The following is an 18,537-nucleotide window of genomic DNA, read 5'->3' as shown; positions in this document are numbered from 1 at the left end:
GGGAAGGCGAAGTGAAGAATTTCCTCGTGATAGGCGTGGGTCCACACGCGCGCCTGAACCATCTGCCGACGCTGTGGGCCGGTCGGTCAGCCGGCCTGGTCGGCACCGTGATCGGCGTGGATCTCGCCGACGCGCAGGGCGACATCGCCGCCTTCAATTCGACTGCCGGCACACCCGAGTTGCCGGTGACCTTCATCGAGCCGTTCGACGCCTTGAGCCGCACGCTGCCGGCTCAGGTGCGCGAGACCTTGGACTCCTTGGTGCGGGAGCACGCCGTCGACGCGGTCGTGATCTCCACCGAACCGTCGTTCCACATGGTCTACACGCACTGGGCGCTGGAGCGCGGCTTGAGTGTGCTGCTCGACAAGCCTCTGAGCGTGCACGCCAATTGCTCCGTCGACCCCTTCCGGGCGTCCGCCATCCTCACGGACTTCGACGAGGTCCTCGACCACTACGAGGCGGTCCGCAGCATCAGTCCCGCGGTACTGGTGGCCGTGCAGTGCCAGCGTCGCCACCACCCCGCCTTCCTCCGTATGCGCCGGCTGATCGCCGAGGTGGCGGAGGCGACCAACTGCCCGGTCACGTCGATGCAGTCCTTCCACAGCGACGGTCAGTGGCGCATGCCGAACGAACTCATCGACATCTCCTATCACTCCTTCGACCAGGGGTACGGCAAGTGCTCCCACTCGGGCTACCACTTCTTCGACATCGTGCCCTGGCTCCTGCGGGCCGGTGAGACGACGGGCAAGGAACTCGACAGTGTCGACATCCACGCGAACTTCAGCCGCCCGCGCGACTTCCTCGCCCAACTGGACGTGAAGGACTACGCGCGCCTCTTTCCGGAGTTCGAGGCGGCCAACCCCTACACACAGGCACAACTGCTCACCGCCACGGAGCGGTTCGGCGAGGTCGACGCTTTCGTCTCCATGGCCTACAAGAGCGGCGGCCGGACCATGACGCTCGGCAGCGTCAACCTCGTGCACAACGGATTCTCCCAGCGCGGCGGATTCAGGCCCGTGCATGCCAATCTCTACAAGGGAAACGGCCGGGTCCGGCACGAGAGCCACATCATCCAGCAGGGTCCCTTCCAAGCGATCCACTACCACTCGCTGCAGACGCTGGGCGACCAGGACACCGACTCAGCCGACCCCCACCACGTCGGCGGGCGGGGGCACATCGAGGTCCACGTCTTCCGCAACAGCAGTTTCGACACGCGCTGGAAGAAGTACGAGACGCTCGACTACGACGCCCTCACCACAGTCTCGGAGTCCGGGCCCGAGGAGCCCACGCAGTCGGCCTCCCGCCGCCGGGCGGTGCAGGAGTTCCTGGAGTACGTCAACGGCCGCCGGGCCAGGGAGGAGATGTCTTCCGAGCTCACAGACCACCGGCGTGGCGCCACCCTCATGGCCGGCACGTACCTCTCGGCGGCCCAGCAGTGGGTCGACGGACCCCCCGTGGCCCGGCTCGACTTCCGGCCGCACGGCGGGGGCTGCACGGGCGCCGCCGGCCATCCGGCCGGCCCGGGCGCATGCGCCCTGATGGACGTGTTCCTGTGACCCGGGCCACCGGGTATCTTTCCGCCCTCGCCATGCCCGCTCCCGAGGAGCTGCTGGGCGACGCCCTGCCCGCCGTACTCGCCGACTGCCGGGTCCAGGTCGGAGACATCGGCGCGATCACGCGGCTCACGGGCGGCAACGTCAGCCATGTCTTCCGTGTGGAGGGAGCACGCGGCAGCGTCGTGCTCAAGGTGCGCGCTGCCACGTTCGCCCGCATCCCGTCACTGCGCACCGACCCCGCCCTCATCGCCGACGAACGGCGGGCCCTTGAGGTGTACGGCGCGCTGGTGCCCTCGATGTTCCCGAGGGTCCTGGCGTTCCACCCGCACGCGCACGCCATGGTCATGACCGACGTGTTCCCTGACCGGCGCAACTACGAGGATCACCTCCACGAGAGGTCCGGCACCCCGGACGAACTCGGTCGCCTCGGCGCGGCAGTGCGTCACGTCCACGAGGCGACGAAGGACGTACGCGTTCCCATCCGCTCCCAGGACGACCTCTGGTTTCGGGACCACACCTTCGACTACTGCCTGCGGGCGAGCGGACACCCCGTGCTGGAGCGGGTCTGCGGGGAACTGCGCGCCCAGGTGCCGCAGCGGCTCGTGCTGGGGGACCTGGCGCCGAAGAACCTCAGCCTGGCGCACGGCCGGGTCGCGTTCTGTGATCTCGACAACGTGCACCGCAGCCGGCCGGCCTTCGACCTGGGGTACCTGCTGGCACACATCCTGCTGCACCACATCAACCGGCCGGAACACCTTCCGGCACTCGTGTCCGCGCTGCTCGACGCCTACTACGCCGACCGGCCGCCCAGCATCCGCACACGGACGCTGGTGGCGACGGTGGCCGCCGGGGTGATCTTCTACCGTCTCGACAACTCCACGGTTCCGTACCGCCTGACCACCTCGGAGGTGCAGGGCCGGCAGCTCCGCCGCCGGGTGGCTCACCTGCTGGACCGCGACGCCGTCACGCCGGAGAGCCTGAACGACGCGGTGGCGGGTGCGGCATGAACCGTGTCGGGACCCAGCCGCTGCACGACGAGACCCGACATGCGCTTGAGGCATTGCGCGCCTTCGGCTACCAGATCCAGGACATCCAGGAGATCGCCCGCGATCAGCGGGCGTTCGCCGTGCGTCTGTCCTCCCGGCGGCGGGTCCTCACTCCCGGAGTGCACTTCACGTCCGAGACGGTGGAACTCGGCGGCGGAGCGTTCACCAACGCCCACACCCTCAGCCTCGACCTGGAATCGGTGCGTGTCGACGTGGTCTCGGACGCGGATGGTTTCCATCTGCGTGACCAGTGCGCCGCGGACGGCGTCGTCGCGGCCGTGAACGGCTCCTTCTCCTACATCTCGGACGATCCGGCCCATCAGCCCGCCGAACCGTGCCTGGACTTCTGCTGCCGCGCGGGAACGACCGTGAGCCTGCCGACCGTGACGAAGCCCGCGTTCCTTGTGCACGGCGGCCGGCTGACAGTGCGGACACTGCCCGCGACCGGGACCCTGCGCATCGACGACCGCTTGTTCGACTGGATCGGATCCAAGGAGCCCCGGGCGTCGGCCGCCGTCCGAAACGGCACGCTGGCCGTCTTCGGCGCCGCCAACTGCCGTATCAGGTACGCCGACCACCCGCGGACCGGCTTCATCCGCTTCGTGCTGCCCGAGGAGAACACCACCCCGAAGGCCCGGGGGGTCGTCGACGCGGTGGTGTCACGCACCGCGGTCGGCAACCATGTGATCAGCAGCGTCCACCCCGGTGGAGGAGCGGAACTCTTCGCCGGGAGTTTCATACTGCGGGCCGGGGCGGCGCATGCACGGGAGCTCCGTGCGGGCGCCCGAGTGGACCTGTCCACCATCGCCGGACTCCCGGCCGACCGGCTGTCGAGCGGCGTCTCGCTGGGCCCGAGCGTTGCCGACGCGGCGGCCGGCACCGTCCCGGCGTACGACGGATCCCTGGGAGTCTCCCCGTTCCGCGACGTGCGGAATTCCCGCACGCTCGTCTGGACAACCGGGCGCGAGATCGTCTTCCGGATCTACGACGGCGCCCCGCTGACCGATTCCTTTCGCGGTGTCTCCCCCACCGAAGTGGCCGGCCTGTTGGGCCGGGAGGGGATCGCCCTGCGCGATGCCCATCACCTGGACGGAGGCCAGTCCTCGAAGATCGTGTTCCGGGATGGAGGACGTACCGGGGTTGTGGGCAACCTGCACTACCTCAAGTGGCCCCGGGAACCCGAAACGGAGTTTTGCTGGCGCGGTGTGGAGGGGCGCCTCCTCAACAGCTGCTTCGTACTCCGACGCATCTAACGGAACGCCACACGGCAGATCCACCCGAGTCAGAGGAGCCATCAGTGCGTGTAGTCGTCGTCGGCCAGGGATATGTGGGACTCCCGCTCGCGCTCCGCGCGGCCGAGGCCGGACACCAGGTCATCGGTTATGACACGGACGAATGGAAGGTGAAGCGGCTGGCCGACGGGGAGTCGTACATCAACAGCATTCCGGGCGGTGACATCGCGCCTCTCCTGGCCAACGGAACCTATCGGCCCACCAGCGACGAGAACGAGCTCAGAGGCTTCGACATCGCCGTGATCAGCGTCCCGACCCCGTTGCGCGACGGGACGCCGGACCTCGGAAGCGTCGAGAGCGCCGCGAGCATGCTGGCCCGCGTCCTCAGCCCGGGCGCGACGATCGTGCTGGAGTCGACCACGTACCCCGGCACCACCACGGGCGTCGTGGGCCCCCTCATCGAATCCCGGTCGGGCATGGTGGCCGGCCGGGACTTCCACTTGGGTTTCAGCCCGGAACGGATGGCCCCGCAGCAGCCCGAGTGGGGCCTGCACAACACGCCCAAGCTCGTCTCGGGCATCGACGAAGCGTCACTTGATGCCGTGGATGCCTTCTACCGGACAGTGGTGGGCCAGACGGTGAGGGTGTCCGGTTGCGCGGAAGCCGAACTGGCCAAGCTCCTGGAGAACACGTTCCGCTTCGTCAACATCGCTCTCGTCAACGAACTCGCCGTCCACAGCCACGCCCTCGGGGTCGACGTGTGGGAGGCCATCGAGGCGGCCGCATCCAAGCCCTTCGGCTTCATGAAGTTCACCCCGGGGCCGGGAGTCGCGGGGCACTGTCTGCCGATCGACCCCCACTACCTCTCGTGGTGGGTCGAGCGGGGCGTCGGCCGGCGCTTCCGGATCGTCGACTCCGCGTACGACGTGAACCACGACATGCCGCTGTACGTGGCGAGGCGCGTGGCGGAAGGCCTGAACTCCCGGGCGCGGTCCGTCCACGGAGCACGGGTGCTGCTGCTGGGCCTGGCCCGGCGGAACACCGACGACGTGCGGGAGTCGCTCACCGCCCGGGTCATCCGAGAGCTCAGGAGGCTCGGCGCCGACGTGTACGTCGCGGACCCGCACGTGCCCGCCGAGGCCCCCGGCACGCGCGAGGCCCTCGAAGGGGCCCGCCAGGTTGAGGCCACCCCGGCCGAACTCGCCGGCGCGGACGTGGTGGTCGTGCTTGAGGACCACGACTCCTTCGACTTCGCCGAGGTCGTCCAGCACGCCGGCTACGTCTTCGACTGCCGCCGACGCACGCACGGCTCGCAGGTCGAAATTCTCTGACCGGGCCGTCACCGGCACCCGGCAATCCCCGCTCCCCATCCGCGGGACGACCACCCGTGAGGAGAAGAACGTGCGCATCACCTCGCTCGGCCACGCCGGGCTCCTTCTTGAGACCGCCGGCGGCCGGATCGTGTGCGACCCCTGGTTCAACCCGGCCTTCTACGAGTCGTGGATACCGTTCCCCGACAACAGCGGCATCGACCCGCGGGAGTTCGCCGACGCCGAGTACCTGTACGTCTCCCATCTGCACCGCGATCACTTCGATGCGAAGTTCCTGCGCGAGCACATGTCCAAGGACACCACCGTCCTCCTGCCCGACTACCCGGTGCCCGAACTGCGCCACGAGCTGGAGTCGTTGGGGTTCCGGAACTTCGTCCAGACCCGTAACAACGAGGTCGTCGAGCTCGACGGAGGCCTGCGCATCCTCACCAACGCCCTGACGAAGCCGGCCAAGAGCCCGGTCGGCGACTCCGGGCTGGTCGTCGACGACGGCCGGGTCCGGATCTACAACCAGAACGACTCCCGTCCCGTCGAGACCGTGCCCATTGCCCAGCTCGGTCCGCTCCACGGACATTTCGTGCAGTTCACCGGCGCGAACTGGTATCCCGTGGTGTACGACTTCGCCGACGAGGAGATGGCCGCCGTCGGACGCCGCAAGCGGTACAACGGCATGGCCCGAGCGGTGAACTTCATCGAGCAGTACGGCGCCGCCCAGATCTTCCCCTTCGCCGGCCCGACCACCTTCCTGGACGACGACCTGTTCGATCTGAACGACCTGGCGGACGACGACACCAATGTCTTCCCGGACCAGTTCGTCTTCCTGCGCTTCATGCAGGAGCAGGGCCATCAGCACGGCCATCTCTTCCTGCCCGGCACGGTCGTCACCCTCGCGCCGGACGGCACCGCGGACGTCGAGCAGGTCCCGGAGGCCGAGATCGCCCGGATCAGGGACGATCGCCGCGGCTACCTCCTGGACTACAAGCACAAGGTGCAACCGCTGATCGACGCCGGCAAGGCCGCGCTGCCGGCCGACCGCAGCGACCTGCTCGGTCAGCTCCAGGAATGGGTGGAACCCCTCCTGGCGATCGCCGGCAACATCTGCGCCGAGATCAACGGACGCGTGCTGCTGGAGGTCGTGGACGATGACGGCTGCGAGCAGATGATTTTCGACTTTCTCGACCGCCGGATCGCGCGGTACGCAGGAGAGGAGTGGCGCGACCGGTTCCGGGTGGCCAGGCCCTTGGTGGAGGACCTGGTCCGGCGGCGGGTGGCGGACTGGGCGAACGAACTCTTCCTGTCCTGCCGGTTCGAGGCCTCCCGCAAGGACGGCTACAACGAGTTCGTCTTCACGTTCTTCCAGTGCCTGTCGACCGAGCGCATGACCTTCGTCGAGAGCTGCTTCGAGGAGTCGGCGGGCAGCAAGGACTTCGCGCGGGCGGGCGACCGAGTCATCCAACGCAAGTGCCCGCACATGGACGCGGATCTGGTCGCCTTCGGCACGGTCGACGACGGGATCCTGACCTGCCAGATGCACGGCTGGGAGTTCGACCTCGCGACCGGCAAATGCCTGGTGGGCGACGGCCGGCGCCTGATCTCAAGGCCGCTGCGCACCGACGCCGAAGGAGCGGCGGCAGACGCTGCCCACCCCGCTGTCGACGACGGCACAGAACTCAGTGGCTGAAGCCACCGGTACTCGGGAACCAGGCGTGCGGGTCCCCGGCTACCGGACGGCTCACGGGCTGAGATCGCTCGAACTTGGAATTACTCATGCCTGAGGCCGGCAGTATACCTGGGCGTCCGATGATCAAGGCGCTCACCGGAATCCGGGGAATCGCGGCGGCCTGGGTTGTTCTTTTCCATTTCCGAGTCACCGTATTCGGCCTGCTGCCGATCACCGGGCATGTGAGGAAGTGGCTGGATTCCGGCTGCGAGAAGTGATGACGGCTAACCGCGATCGTTCATGAAGGGGCGACGTGTACTCCCGGCGCCGCTGCAACGGTCTGCACGTCCCGGTCGGCCGTCCGCAGGTCCGTCAGGCTTCGCGCTGCATCTGCGGACCGTCGCTGCCCGCTGCCGACGGCCCGCAGAGGTTAGAAGATGGATTATGAGCAACTACCTGGGAGACCTCCGGCGCTGGCTGCTCGGCTCGGCCACGAGTCCCTCCGCTCCCCCTTGGCCTTCCCGCTCAGGACACCACCGGGAGCGCCAGGAGCACGCCCCGCCCCCCAGGACGGGGGCGCGGCGGCCGCAGCGTCTCTCCGCCCTCCTGAGCGCCCGCAGCGTGGCCGGCGAGGTGTTCCTCCTCCAGCTGGCCGTCGTGGTCCTTCTCGTCGCCGCCGCGGTCGCGGCCCTCGTGGTGCAGGCCCGGAGCTCCGCCATGCTGGACGCACGGCACCGCACCCTCGCCGCCGCCGGAACGTTCGCGGAGTCTCCGGGGATCGTCGCCGCCCTGCGCAGCGCCCACCCCAGCGCGGTGCTCCAGCCGAGCGCCCAGGCAGCCCGGAAGATCTCCGGGGTCGACGGCATCAACGTGTACACGCTCGACGGGGTCACCCTCGCCCACAGCGACCCGCGGCAGATCGGCAAGCGCGTCGTCGGCCCCTTCGCCAAGGCAGCGGCCGGCAAGTCCTTCACCGAGACGTTCGCCGGGTCCCTGGGGCAGTCCGTGGTCTCGGTGGTCCCCGTCAAGGACGCCGACGGCAACGTCATCGCCGTCGTCTCCTCCCCGGTCACGGTCCAGAACGTCCAGAGCATGGTGAACGGGCAGCTGCCGGTCGTCCTCGGCAGCGCAGCCGCGGTGCTCGCCCTGTCCGCGGGCGGCACCGCTCTGGTGAGCCGCCGGCTGCTGCGCCGGACCCATGGCCTGGGACCGGCCGAGATGACAAGGATGTACAAGCACCACGACGCGGTGCTGCACGCGGTCCGGGAGGGCGTGCTGATCGTCGGCGACGGCGGACGACTGCTGCTGGCCAACGACGAGGCGCGCCGGCTGCTGGATCTGCCGGTGGACGCGGAAGGGCGCCCCGTCACGGACCTGGGACTGGAGGAGGGGATCGCCGAGCCGATCGCATCGGGCCGTTCTGCGACCGACGAGGTGCACATGGCAGCCGATCGGCTACTGGCGGTGAACATCCGGCCCACCGCCCCTTACGGGTCCGCCGGTACCGTCGTCACGCTGCGCGACACCACCGAGCTGCGGGCGCTGTCCGGCAGGGCAGAGGTGGCCCGCGAGCGCCTGAAGCTGCTCTACGACGCCGGGGTGCAGGTGGGAACGACACTGGACGTCGAGCGCACTGCGGAGGAACTGGCGGAGGTGGCGGTCCCGCGGTTCGCCGACGTGGTCACGGTCGACCTGCTGGACCCGGTACTGCGCGGCGAGGAGCCGCCCGAACTGAACACCGAGATGCGCCGCGCCGCCGCCGTCGGCCTTCAGGGCGACCACCCGCTCTACCCCGTCGGCAAACTGATCCGGTTCGTTCCCACCAGCCCCATGGCCGCCGGGCTGGCGGGCGGCCATGCGGTCCTGGAGGCGGACCTGCGCACCGCGCAGCCTTGGCGGGCCCAGGACCCGGCCAACGCCCTGAAGATCCTGGACCGCGGCATCCACTCCCTGATCGCCGTGCCCCTGCGGGCCCGGGGCGTCGTGCTGGGGATGGCCGGCTACTGGCGGGGGCAGGACTCCCCGCCGTTCGACGAGGAGGACGTGACCTTCGCCGAGGAGCTGACCGCTCGGGCGGCACTGTCCGTCGACAATGCCCGCCGTTACACCCGCGAGCACACCGTGGCCGACACCCTGCAGCGCAGTCTGCTGCCCCGGGGCGTACCGGAGCAGTCCGCCGTCGAGGTCGCGCACCGCTATCTGGCCGCCCAGGCCGGTGTGGGCGGCGACTGGTTCGACGTCATCCCGCTGCCCGGCGCCCGGGTGGCGCTGGTGGTCGGCGACGTCGTCGGCCACGGTCTGCACGCCGCCGCCACCATGGGCCGCCTGCGCACCGCCGTGTACAACTTCTCCACCCTCGACCTGCCTCCGGACGAGCTTCTGAGCCACCTGGACGAGCTGGTCGCCCACATCGACACCGACGAGCAGGAGTGGCCGGGAATCACCGGAGCCACCTGCCTGTGTGCCGTCTACGATCCCGTCTCGGGGCAGGTGACGGCCGCCACCGCCGGGCATCCGGGCCCTGCTCTGGTCCGCCCCGACGGCACCGTGTCCTTCCCCGAGGTGCCGGTCTCCCCACCGCTCGGGCTGGGCGCGGGTCTGCCCATGGAGACCGCGGAGCTGGCCCTGCCCGAGGGCTCCCTGCTGGCGCTCTTCACCGACGGGCTGATCGAGAGCCGCGACCGCGATCCGGACGCGGGCCTGGCAGCGCTGCGCGCCGCCCTTGCCGGGCCCGCCCGCACCCCGGAGGAAACCTGCACCGCGGTGATCGACGCGGTGCTGCCCACCAGGCCCAGCGACGACGTCGCGCTGCTGGTGGCCCGCACCCGCCGACTGGACCCCGCACGGATCGCCGAGTGGGACGTGCCCCCCGACCCTGCGGCCGTGTCCCGAGTGCGCAGCGCCTGCGCCCGCCGACTGGCGGACTGGGGCCTTGAGGACATCGCCTTCACCACGGAACTCATCCTCAGCGAACTGATCACCAACGCCATCCGCTACGGAACCGAGCCCATCCGGGTGAGGCTGCTGTACGACCGCAGCCTGATCTGCGAGGTCTCCGACGGGTCCAGCACCTCCCCGCACCTGCGCCAGGCCGCGGACACCGACGAGGGCGGCCGCGGCCTGTTCCTCGTCGCGCAGTTCGCCCAGCGCTGGGGCACCCGCTACACCGCTCGCGGCAAGATCATTTGGAGCGAGCAGACCCTCCATGGCGGGGAGGCGCCGCCTGTGACGGTTCCGGGGGAGGCACTCCTGGCCGGGTGGGACGACGAGCCGCTCTGAGAACGCACCGGTACGGCAGCCGCGGGAACGGCAGCGGACACCGCGGGCTCGGACTGCGCCGCCGAGGCCATCGAACGTACGCTGGTCCCGACCGGTACGCGACCGCCCGCCATGGAGCCTTTGTGCCCGCACCTCGTCTCCGGACAGCCGCCGTCGCCGTCTGCCTGGCCCTCGCGGCGGCGGCCCTCGGCGCCTGCGGGGGCAAGCCCACCACCGCGCCCAGAGCACCCGCGGTGGCCACCTCCGCCGCGGACGCCGGCGGCATGGCGGCGCTGACCGCAGCGGCGAAGAAGGAGGGCTCGCTCAACACGATCGCGCTCCCGAGCGACTGGGCCAACTACGGCGCACTGATCGACGGCTTCGAGAAGAAGTACGGGATCAAGGTCGCGGTGGAAAATCCGGAGGGTACCAGCCAGGACGAGATCAACGCCTTGAAGGAGCACAGGGGCGAGGGCCGTGCCCCCGACGTGATCGACGTGGGGGGCTCCTTCGCCCACTCCGCGGCCAAGCAGGGCCTGCTCGCGCCGTACAAGGTCGCGGCGTGGGACGGCATCCCCGAGGAACAGAAGGACCCACACGCCCGCTGGTACAACAATTACGGCGGCTACATCTCGATCGGCTGTGACGCCAAGCGCGTCAAGACCTGCCCCGCGACCTTCGCCGATCTGCGCAAGCCCGAGTACAAGGGCAAGGTCGCGCTCGACGGCGACCCGAGGAAGTCCAACTCCGCCTTCGCCGGCGTGTACGCGGCGGCCCTGGCGAACGGGGGTTCCTTCGACGACATCCAGCCCGGCATCGACTTCTTCGCCGAGCTCAGCAAGAACGGCAACTTCATCCCGGTCGAATCCACCTCGGCCACGATCGAGAAGGGCCAGACCCCGATCAGCATCGACTGGGATTTCCTCAACCTCGGATACGCCGACGAATTCCGGAAGAAGGGCGCGGACGTCGACTGGCGGACCGCGATCCCCTTCGACGGCAGCTTCGCCGAGTACTACGCCAACGGGGTGAACAAGGACGCCCCGCACCCCGCGGCGGCACGTCTGTGGCAGGAGTACGTCTTCAGCCCGGAAGGACAGAACATCCGCCTCGGCGCCTATGCACGCCCCGTCCTCATGAACGCCATGGCGGAGGACGGCACCCTCGACAAGGCTGCGGCGGAGAATCTGCCGACGGTCGAGGGCACGCCGACGTTTCCGACGGAGGCGCAGCGGGAGAAGGCGAGAGAGACCGTCAACCGCAACTGGGCCGAGGCCGTCTCGGGATGAGGGCCCGGCGCCGGGCTCGCCGTGCCGCATCGCCGGCGCAACGTCGGGGTCAGCCGTCGCCGGGGGCGCGCAGGGCAAGGATCGCCATGTCGTCGTGGCCGTCGCTGGGGTGGCGATCGGCCAGTGCCCGGACGAAGTCCTGCAGCGGCAACGCCGCGTGAGCCGTGGCGAGTTCGGCGAGCGCGTCCAGACATTCGTCGACCGGCCGGGCGCGGTGCTCGACGAGTCCGTCGGTGAAGAACACCACGGTGGCCCCCGCAGGCACGGAGCAGAAGTGGTCCGGGCGGTGCTGTTCGGTGCTCACCCCGAGCGGCACGCCGGGCTCCGCCTGCAGGTACTCCGCGCGCCCGTCGGAGGTGAGCAGCAGTGGGGGCAGATGGCCTGCTGTGCTCCACTGCATCCTCCAGCCCGGTCCCTCGTATTGGATGCGGGCCAGGCAGGCAGTGGTGACGGGGTTGTCGGTGGTGGCCTCCAGGGTGCGGTCGAGTTGCGTGAGGACCCCGCTCGGCGGGGTGCGGCGGTCGTAGAGCAGGGCGCGCAGCATGCTGCGCGTCTGGGCCATGGAGGCTGCCGCCCGCAGGTCGTGGCCGACGACGTCGCCGATGACGGCGGTGCAGACGCCGTCGGGCAGCATGATGGCGTCGTACCAGTCTCCGCCGATGTGGTCGGGTTCGGAGGCCGGCCTGTAGATGGCGGCGGAGGCGAAGGGGTGCAGGTCGGGCAGGGTCGGCAGGAGGAGGCGTTGGAAGTGCTCGGCGCCGGCGCGGATCTGTCCGAACAGGCGGGCGTTCTCGATCGCGATGCCGACCACGCCGGCCAGTGCGACGACGATCTCCTCGTCGGCACGGTCGAAAGGCCGGCCGTCGCGCCGCTCGGACAGGTAGAGATCGCCGTAGATCGTGCCGCGGACCCTGACAGCGGCCCCGAGGAGGGTGCGCATGTGCGGGTGGCCGGGAGGGAAGCCCACAGAGGAAGGGTGGGAAGGGATGTCCTCGACCCGCATGGGTTCGGGGTGGTGAATGAGGTGTCCCAGCACGCCGCGGCCACGCGGAAAGTCGATCCCGGCCAGGTCGGACCGCTCGGACTCGGACAACCCGGCGGTGATGAACTGGTCGAGGTGCTCACCTGATTCGTGCAGCACGCCCAGCGCTCCGTATCGAGCGCCCACCAGACCCATGGCAGTGGTGACAATACGGTGCAGCACCTCGGAAAGTTCCAACTCCTGGGTGATGGCCAGCACCGCATCCAGCAGGCCCTGCAGCTGGTCCTTGGCTCTGGCCGATTGCCGCAGCTGCTCGTCGATCCGCTCCAGCTCGGCTTCCAGGCGGTGGTTCAGCCCACGGCCGCGCCATGGCCACGGGCGCTTGGACTGCTCCGCCATCACCGCCGCCCGGCAACCCGCGTCCGCGGCGACGCCACAGGATCCGCCTGGCGGTGGCGGCGAATCCGCTCATGGGACCACCTGCGCGAGCAGTGCACTCGGCCCCCTGACACGAACAGCGATCGACAGGACCACAGCGTCACACGACTGTCTGCTCGACCCGCCCATTGGTCCGTGCGTGGCATGTCGCGTCCGAGCCGGTGAAGGAATCGGATCACCCGCGACCGTTCCCGGGCCCCGGTCCGGCGACGGCCTGTACGCGGTCGACGAAGGTCAGCGGGTGGTGCCGCTCGGACAGCCGGCGCCGGTGCCTCGTAGGGCGGCGAGGAAGTCGGCGGGTGTGACCAGGCGCAGACCCTGCTTGTGGGCGGTGCGGATGTCCCCACGGGTGGGGTAGGAGTGGTCGGCCCCCGCGCACCGGGCGGCACAGCTGCCCCGTCCAGGTACAGGCCGCCAAAACCCCGCGCTGAGCCGGCGCGGCCACGAGGACAGGGTGCGCAGCGCCGGAGGGCTCCCGGGCATCAGCTCCCCGCCTGCCGTGCAGGTCGAGGGCGGTTTCTCGCGCGTACCCCCGCCTCTGCGCCGTGCAGGGGCGGGCCCGGCCCAGGCAGCCGCCCCGTCGCCCGGCCCGGGCCGGTCCGCTCGGCCCGGAAGGGGCGCGGCCCCGGTGCGGCTCGACCCACGCTGCACAAGCAGTGACGCAGAGCGATAATTGCACCCGTACGGAGAGAGCCGGTCCGCAGATCCGGAAGTGGGGCTCAGCGATGCACGACCCGGTGTTCCACGATGCCTCCGGCGTGCTTGCGGAACCGGGCGACGAGACCTACGCCCTCCTGGACGCGCGCGGCGTGGTGATCGGCTGGGGCCCGGGGGCGGAGCGGCTGCTCGGTTACACGGCCCGGGAGGTGCACGGGCGGCGCGGGGCGGATCTGCTGGTCGCGCGCTCGGAGCTCGGTCAGGCGGTCCTGCGGCACCGGAACGGGCACGGGGTCGAGGTGGCGCTCCACGCGCGTCCCATGGTGAGCACGACCGGTGAGCGGCAGTGGCTGATCCAGGCGACGGACACCGACGCCACGCGCCGGCGCGAACTCGGCGAGGCCCTGATCAGGGGGCTGTTCACCGAGTCCCCTTTCCTCATCGACGTCTTCGACACGCAACTGCGCTTCATCGCGCAGAACGACGCCCTGCTGCGCGGCGCGGGCTTCTCGAACGAGGAGTTCGTCGGGCGCACGATGTCCGAGGTGGCACCGCCCGATCTGCTGGACATGGCGGCCCTCGAAGCGCGGCAACGCCGTGTCCTGGAGACCGGCGAGGCCATGGTCCAGACCGAGGTGCACGGCCTCGTTCGCGGTGATCCCGACCGGCACCACGTCTGGTCGGAGACCATCCTTCCGCTGCGGAGCAGCTCCGGCGATCTGATCGCGCTGGCGCACGCCGTGACCGATGTGACCGAACGGGTGCGGGCCCGCGAACGGTTGGCGCTGGTCAACGACGCGACCACGCGCATCGGCACCACGCTGGACGTCCTGCAGACCGCGCAGGAGCTCGTCGACGTGGCCGTCCCGGAGTTCGCCGACCACGCCTACGTCAACCTGGTCGCCCCTCTCTTCGGCGGCGAGGAGCCGGTGGCCGACGCCGTGAGCGAGGCCGTGGCACTGCTGCGCGCGGCGAGTTCCCCGATGCCCGGCGGCCCGGCGGTCGCGACGGGCGAGGCCGACCCTTTCACCTCGGGTCCCGGCTCCCTGTTCACCCGTGCCATGGCCGGCGGCGAACCGCTGCTGCTGACGGGCGAGGAGCTGATCGCGGAGGTCGCTCCGGTCGCCCCCCGGCAGGCCGAGCTGGTGCGTGCGTACGGAGTCCATTCGTGGCTGCTGGTGCCGATGTCCGCCCGCGGGGCGGTGCTGGGCGCCGCGGTGTTCGCACGCCATGCGCGCGCCCAGGGGTTCGAGCCGGACGACGTCCTGCTGGCCGAGGAGCTCGCGGCGCGCGCGGCGGTGTGCATCGACAACGCGAGCCGCTACTCGCGGGAGCGGACGGCGGCCCTGGCCCTGCGGCGCAGCCTGCTGCCCCAGCGGCTTCCCGTGCTCGGCGCGCTGGAGGCGGTGACCCGCTACCTTCCGGCCCACGGTCAGGCGGAGCTGGGCGGGGCCTGGTACGACGTGATCCCGCTCTCGGGGGCACGGGTGGCCCTGGTGGTCGGCGACGCGCAGGGGCACGGCTTGAACGCGGCGGTGACGATGGGCCGGCTGCGGACCGCGATGCGGACCCTCGCGGACCTCGATCTCTCGCCCGACGAGCTGCTCTCGTACATGGACGACCAGATCCACCGGTTCGTGGACGAGCACGGGCAAGGCGACGGCAGCGGGGCGCACCCCGGCGGGGCGGTCGGGACGACCTGCGTGTACGCCGTCTTCGATCCGATCTCGCGGCAGTGCGCCGTGGCCTGCGCGGGCCATCCGCCGCCGGTGCTCGCCCCGGTGGCCGGGGAGCCCGCGATCGTCGCCCTGCCCGCCGGGCCGCCGCTCGGCTTCGGCGGGTCGCCGTTCGAGAGCGCCGAGATGACGCTGAACGACGGGGACGTACTGGTCCTGTACACCCACGGCCTGGTCGCGGCGCCGGACCGGGACGTCGACCTCGGCCTCGAACGGCTCCCGGAGGCGCTGTCGGACATCGCGCCCGCCCCGGCGACCGGCCCCGGGCGCCACGGCACCGGGCTGGACGAGGCCTGCGACGCGGTGATCGGCCGGCTGCTGCCGGTGCTTCCGCAGAACGACGTGGCGGTGCTGATGGTGCGCCTGCACGAGCTGGTGGCGGAGCACCACGTCACATGGGACCTGCCGGCCGAGCCCGCGGTCGTGGGCCGCGCCCGGACCCTCGCGACGCGGCAGCTGGCCGTGTGGGGCCTGGAGGAGCTGGGGTTCACCACGGAGCTGGTGGTCAGCGAGCTGGTCACCAACGCGATCCACTACGGCAGTCCGCCGATCCAGCTGCGGCTGATCCGCGACCGCGAGCTGATCTGCGAGGTCTCGGACGGCAGCAGCACCTCCCCGCACGTGCGGCGCGCGGAGGAGACCGACGAGGGAGGGCGGGGGCTGTTCATGGTGGCTCAGCTCGCGCAGCTCTGGGGTACCCGCTACCACGCCCGGGGCAAGACCATCTGGGCCGGACAGCCCTTCCCCGAGGGGTTCCTGGAGGCGGCGGACGCCGCTGCCGGCGCCCCTTCCGGCTGAACCCGCGCCCGTGCCCCCGGCCGCCGTGGCGGCCGGGGGCACGGGCCTGCGTGACCGGACCGACTAGTCCGCCAGAGCCCGCTGGTACGCCGCCACCGGTACGGGGGCGTAGCCCGTGGGCCGGGTGGTGAACGTGCCCCGGCCCTGGCTGCGGCTGCGCAGCCGGGACGCGTAGCCGAAGAGTTCGGCCAGCGGCACGGTGGCGGTGACCGCCGTGGTCCCCGTCCTCGCGGCCGAGCCCGAGACCCGGCCGCGCCGCGCGGCCAGGTCGCCCAGCACCCCGCCGACGGAGTCGTCGGGTACGGTCACCACGACCTCGACCACCGGTTCCAGCAGCTCCATCGCGGCGGCGCGCAGGGCCTCGCGGAGCGCGAACCTGCCCGCCGCCCGGAACGCCATCTCCGAGGAGTCCTTGGGATGCGTGGCCCCGTCGGTCAGGGTCACCCGCAGCCCGGTCACCGGATGCCCGCCGAGGGGGCCCTCGGCGAGCGCGTCCCGGCAGCCCGACTCCACCGCGCGGACGTACTCCTGCGGCACCCGCCCGCCGACGACGGCCGACCGGAAGTCGAACGCGTCGTCGCCGCCCGCGGCCCCGTCGAGGGGCTCGACGTCGAGGACCACATGGGCGAACTGACCGGCGCCGCCGTCCTGCTTGACGTGCCGGTACACCAGCCCCGACACCCCGCGCGCAACGGTCTCCCGGTAGGCCACCCGCGGGCGGCCCACGGTGACGTGCAGTCCGTGGCTGCGGCGGATCTTCTCCACCGCGACCTCCAGGTGCAGCTCGCCCATCCCCGACAGGACCGTCTGGCCCGTCTCCGGATCCGTCCGGACCACGAGCGACGGGTCCTCCTCGACCAGTGCGGCCAGCGCCGAGGACAGCCGGCCGGCCTCGGTGCTGCTGCCCGCCTCGACCGCCACGGACACCACCGGTGCGGCGGCCTTGGGCGGTTCGAGGACGAGCGGGGCGTCCGGTGCGCACAGCGTGGACCCGGCGCGGGTGCCCTTGAGTCCGACCACGGCGACGATGTCCCCGGCCTCGGCCCGGTCCACTTCGGCGTGGCGGTCGGCCTGGACGCGCAGGATCCGTCCGATCCGCTCGGTCCGGCCGGTGCCCGCGTCCAGCACGGTCTCCCCCTTCCTCAGCGTTCCCGAGTACACACGCAGGCAGGTCAGCCGTCCGGTCGCCGTCGCGCTCACCTTGAAGGCCAGCCCGGCGAAGGGCGCCGACGGGTCGGCGGCCCGTTCCTCCACCGCCGCGCCGTGTGTTCCCCGTACCGGCTGCATGTCGGCCGGCGAGGGGAGGTAGGACACGACGGCGTCCAGCAGCGGCTCGATCCCGCGGTTGCGGTAGGCCGAGCCGCACAGCACGACGACCCCTTCGCCGCTCCGCGTCAGGTCGCGCAGCGCGGCGGTCAGCGTGGAGGCGGAGAGCGCCGACGTGGCGCAGTACTCCTCCAGGGCGGCCGGGTGGAGTTCCGCCACCCGCTCCTCCAGCAGCCGGCGGCGGCTGCGCGCTTCCTCGTACAGGGCATCGGGTACGGCACCCGCCTCGTACGAGTCCTGCCCGGCGTCCCAGACGAGCGCCCGCATGTGGACGAGGTCCACCGTCCCGCGGAAGCCGTCCTCCTGCCCGATGGGCAGCTGGACGAGCAGCGGGACCACGTGGAGCCGCTCCTGTACGGACGCGACCGCCCGGTCGAGATCGGCGCCGACGCGGTCCATCTTGTTGACGAACACGATGCGCGGCACGCCGTGGCGGTCGGCCTGCCGCCATACCGTCTCGCTCTGCGGTTCGACGCCCGCGACGGCGTCGAACACCGCGACCGCCCCGTCGAGTACGCGCAGGGAGCGCTCCACCTCGTCGGAGAAGTCGACGTGTCCCGGTGTGTCGATCAGGTTGACGCGGTGGCCGTCCCAGGTGCAGCTGACGGCTGCGGCGAAGATCGTGATGCCGCGGTCGCGCTCCTGGGGGTCGTAGTCGGTGACGGTCGTGCCGTTGTGGACCTCGCCCCGTTTGTGGGTGGTCCCGGTGGTGTAGAGGATCCGCTCCGTGACGGTCGTCTTCCCGGCGTCGACGTGCGCGAGGATGCCGAGATTGCGGACGGTGGTCGAGGTGTGCAGGTGGGTGCGCATGGCCCGAGGTCTTTCTGGAAGGTCGAGAAGAGGGCAGCGCGATTTCCGGACGATGCGGGGCTCGGGGAGGGCAGGTCGGTCACGGGGCCGGGACCCGCCCGGGTCACACCCGGGCGGGCGCGGCCGGCTCGCCTGCCGGACCGAGGGCCGTGGTTTCGTCGCGGACATCCGATGGCGGCCGCGCAGCCGTCATCGGGAAGACGTAGACACCGGGATCACGTCGTACCGGGACCGGGGAACGAAGACGGCGATGCGGTGACACATGGCCTGGCTCCCCTCACTGGATTCACACGAGTCGCTCTCGACTCGCCCGGCTCGCTAGATGACGTGCGCACCACGTCCCCGTGGCGGCACGAGAGCGAGTGTAGTGAGACGACAGCGGCCCGGCACCGCAATTGTTCGCGGGCCGGGCCGGACG

General features: G+C 70.9%; 11 protein-coding genes. 9 read left to right on the top strand and 2 right to left on the bottom strand.

The annotated features are described in order from the left end of the window. Positions 1-11 precede the first annotated feature (11 nt). From ABTY04_RS01570 to ABTY04_RS01535, 8 genes are all read left to right on the top strand, one after another. Positions 12-1,556, top strand: coding sequence for a Gfo/Idh/MocA family oxidoreductase (locus ABTY04_RS01570; RefSeq protein WP_352211272.1), 1,545 nt, complete (start codon positions 12-14; stop codon positions 1,554-1,556). Beyond that, on the top strand, positions 1,553-2,563 hold the full coding sequence (locus ABTY04_RS01565) for an aminoglycoside phosphotransferase/kinase family protein (protein ID WP_352211271.1): 1,011 nt from the start codon (positions 1,553-1,555) through the stop codon (positions 2,561-2,563). Before ABTY04_RS01570 ends, ABTY04_RS01565 begins: the two co-directional genes overlap by 4 nt. Continuing rightward, positions 2,560-3,855, top strand: a complete 1,296-nt coding sequence (locus ABTY04_RS01560) for a hypothetical protein (protein WP_352211270.1) — start codon at positions 2,560-2,562, stop codon at positions 3,853-3,855. Before ABTY04_RS01565 ends, ABTY04_RS01560 begins: the two co-directional genes overlap by 4 nt. Positions 3,856-3,899: 44 nt before the next feature. After that, positions 3,900-5,165, top strand: coding sequence for a nucleotide sugar dehydrogenase (locus tag ABTY04_RS01555; RefSeq protein WP_352211269.1), 1,266 nt, complete (start codon positions 3,900-3,902; stop codon positions 5,163-5,165). 70 nt (positions 5,166-5,235) lie between these two features. Further along, complete coding sequence (locus ABTY04_RS01550; protein ID WP_352211268.1) at positions 5,236-6,846, top strand: Rieske 2Fe-2S domain-containing protein; 1,611 nt, start codon at positions 5,236-5,238, stop codon at positions 6,844-6,846. 119 nt (positions 6,847-6,965) lie between these two features. Next, positions 6,966-7,103, top strand: coding sequence for a hypothetical protein (locus tag ABTY04_RS01545; RefSeq protein WP_352211267.1), 138 nt, complete (start codon positions 6,966-6,968; stop codon positions 7,101-7,103). Positions 7,104-7,269: 166 nt separating this feature from the next. Beyond that, positions 7,270-10,104 (top strand): SpoIIE family protein phosphatase, encoded by a 2,835-nt coding sequence (locus ABTY04_RS01540; RefSeq protein WP_352211266.1) that lies wholly within the window; start codon positions 7,270-7,272, stop codon positions 10,102-10,104. A 122-nt stretch (positions 10,105-10,226) separates the two neighbouring features. Then, positions 10,227-11,372 carry an ABC transporter substrate-binding protein gene (locus ABTY04_RS01535; protein WP_352211265.1) on the top strand — a complete coding sequence of 382 codons (1,146 nt, stop codon included), beginning with the start codon at positions 10,227-10,229 and terminating at the stop codon, positions 11,370-11,372. A gap of 49 nt (positions 11,373-11,421) precedes the next feature. On the opposite strand, the gene ABTY04_RS01530 is transcribed toward ABTY04_RS01535, so the two are convergent. Beyond that, positions 11,422-12,753, bottom strand: coding sequence for a PP2C family protein-serine/threonine phosphatase (locus ABTY04_RS01530; RefSeq protein ID WP_352211264.1), 1,332 nt, complete (start codon positions 12,751-12,753; stop codon positions 11,422-11,424). A 764-nt stretch (positions 12,754-13,517) separates the two neighbouring features. Here ABTY04_RS01530 and ABTY04_RS01525 point away from each other — a divergent pair. Then, on the top strand, positions 13,518-15,983 hold the full coding sequence (locus ABTY04_RS01525) for a SpoIIE family protein phosphatase (RefSeq protein WP_352211263.1): 2,466 nt from the start codon (positions 13,518-13,520) through the stop codon (positions 15,981-15,983). A 63-nt stretch (positions 15,984-16,046) separates the two neighbouring features. Here the strand turns inward: ABTY04_RS01525 and fusA are convergent, their stop codons facing one another. Then, positions 16,047-18,119, bottom strand: a complete 2,073-nt coding sequence (fusA, locus tag ABTY04_RS01520) for an elongation factor G (RefSeq protein WP_352211262.1) — start codon at positions 18,117-18,119, stop codon at positions 16,047-16,049. Positions 18,120-18,537 lie beyond the last annotated feature (418 nt).

The organism is Streptomyces sp. NPDC097981 (genome assembly GCF_040302565.1).
Lineage (GTDB): Bacteria > Actinomycetota > Actinomycetes > Streptomycetales > Streptomycetaceae > Streptomyces.
This window is presented reverse-complemented; position numbering and strand designations above follow the sequence as displayed.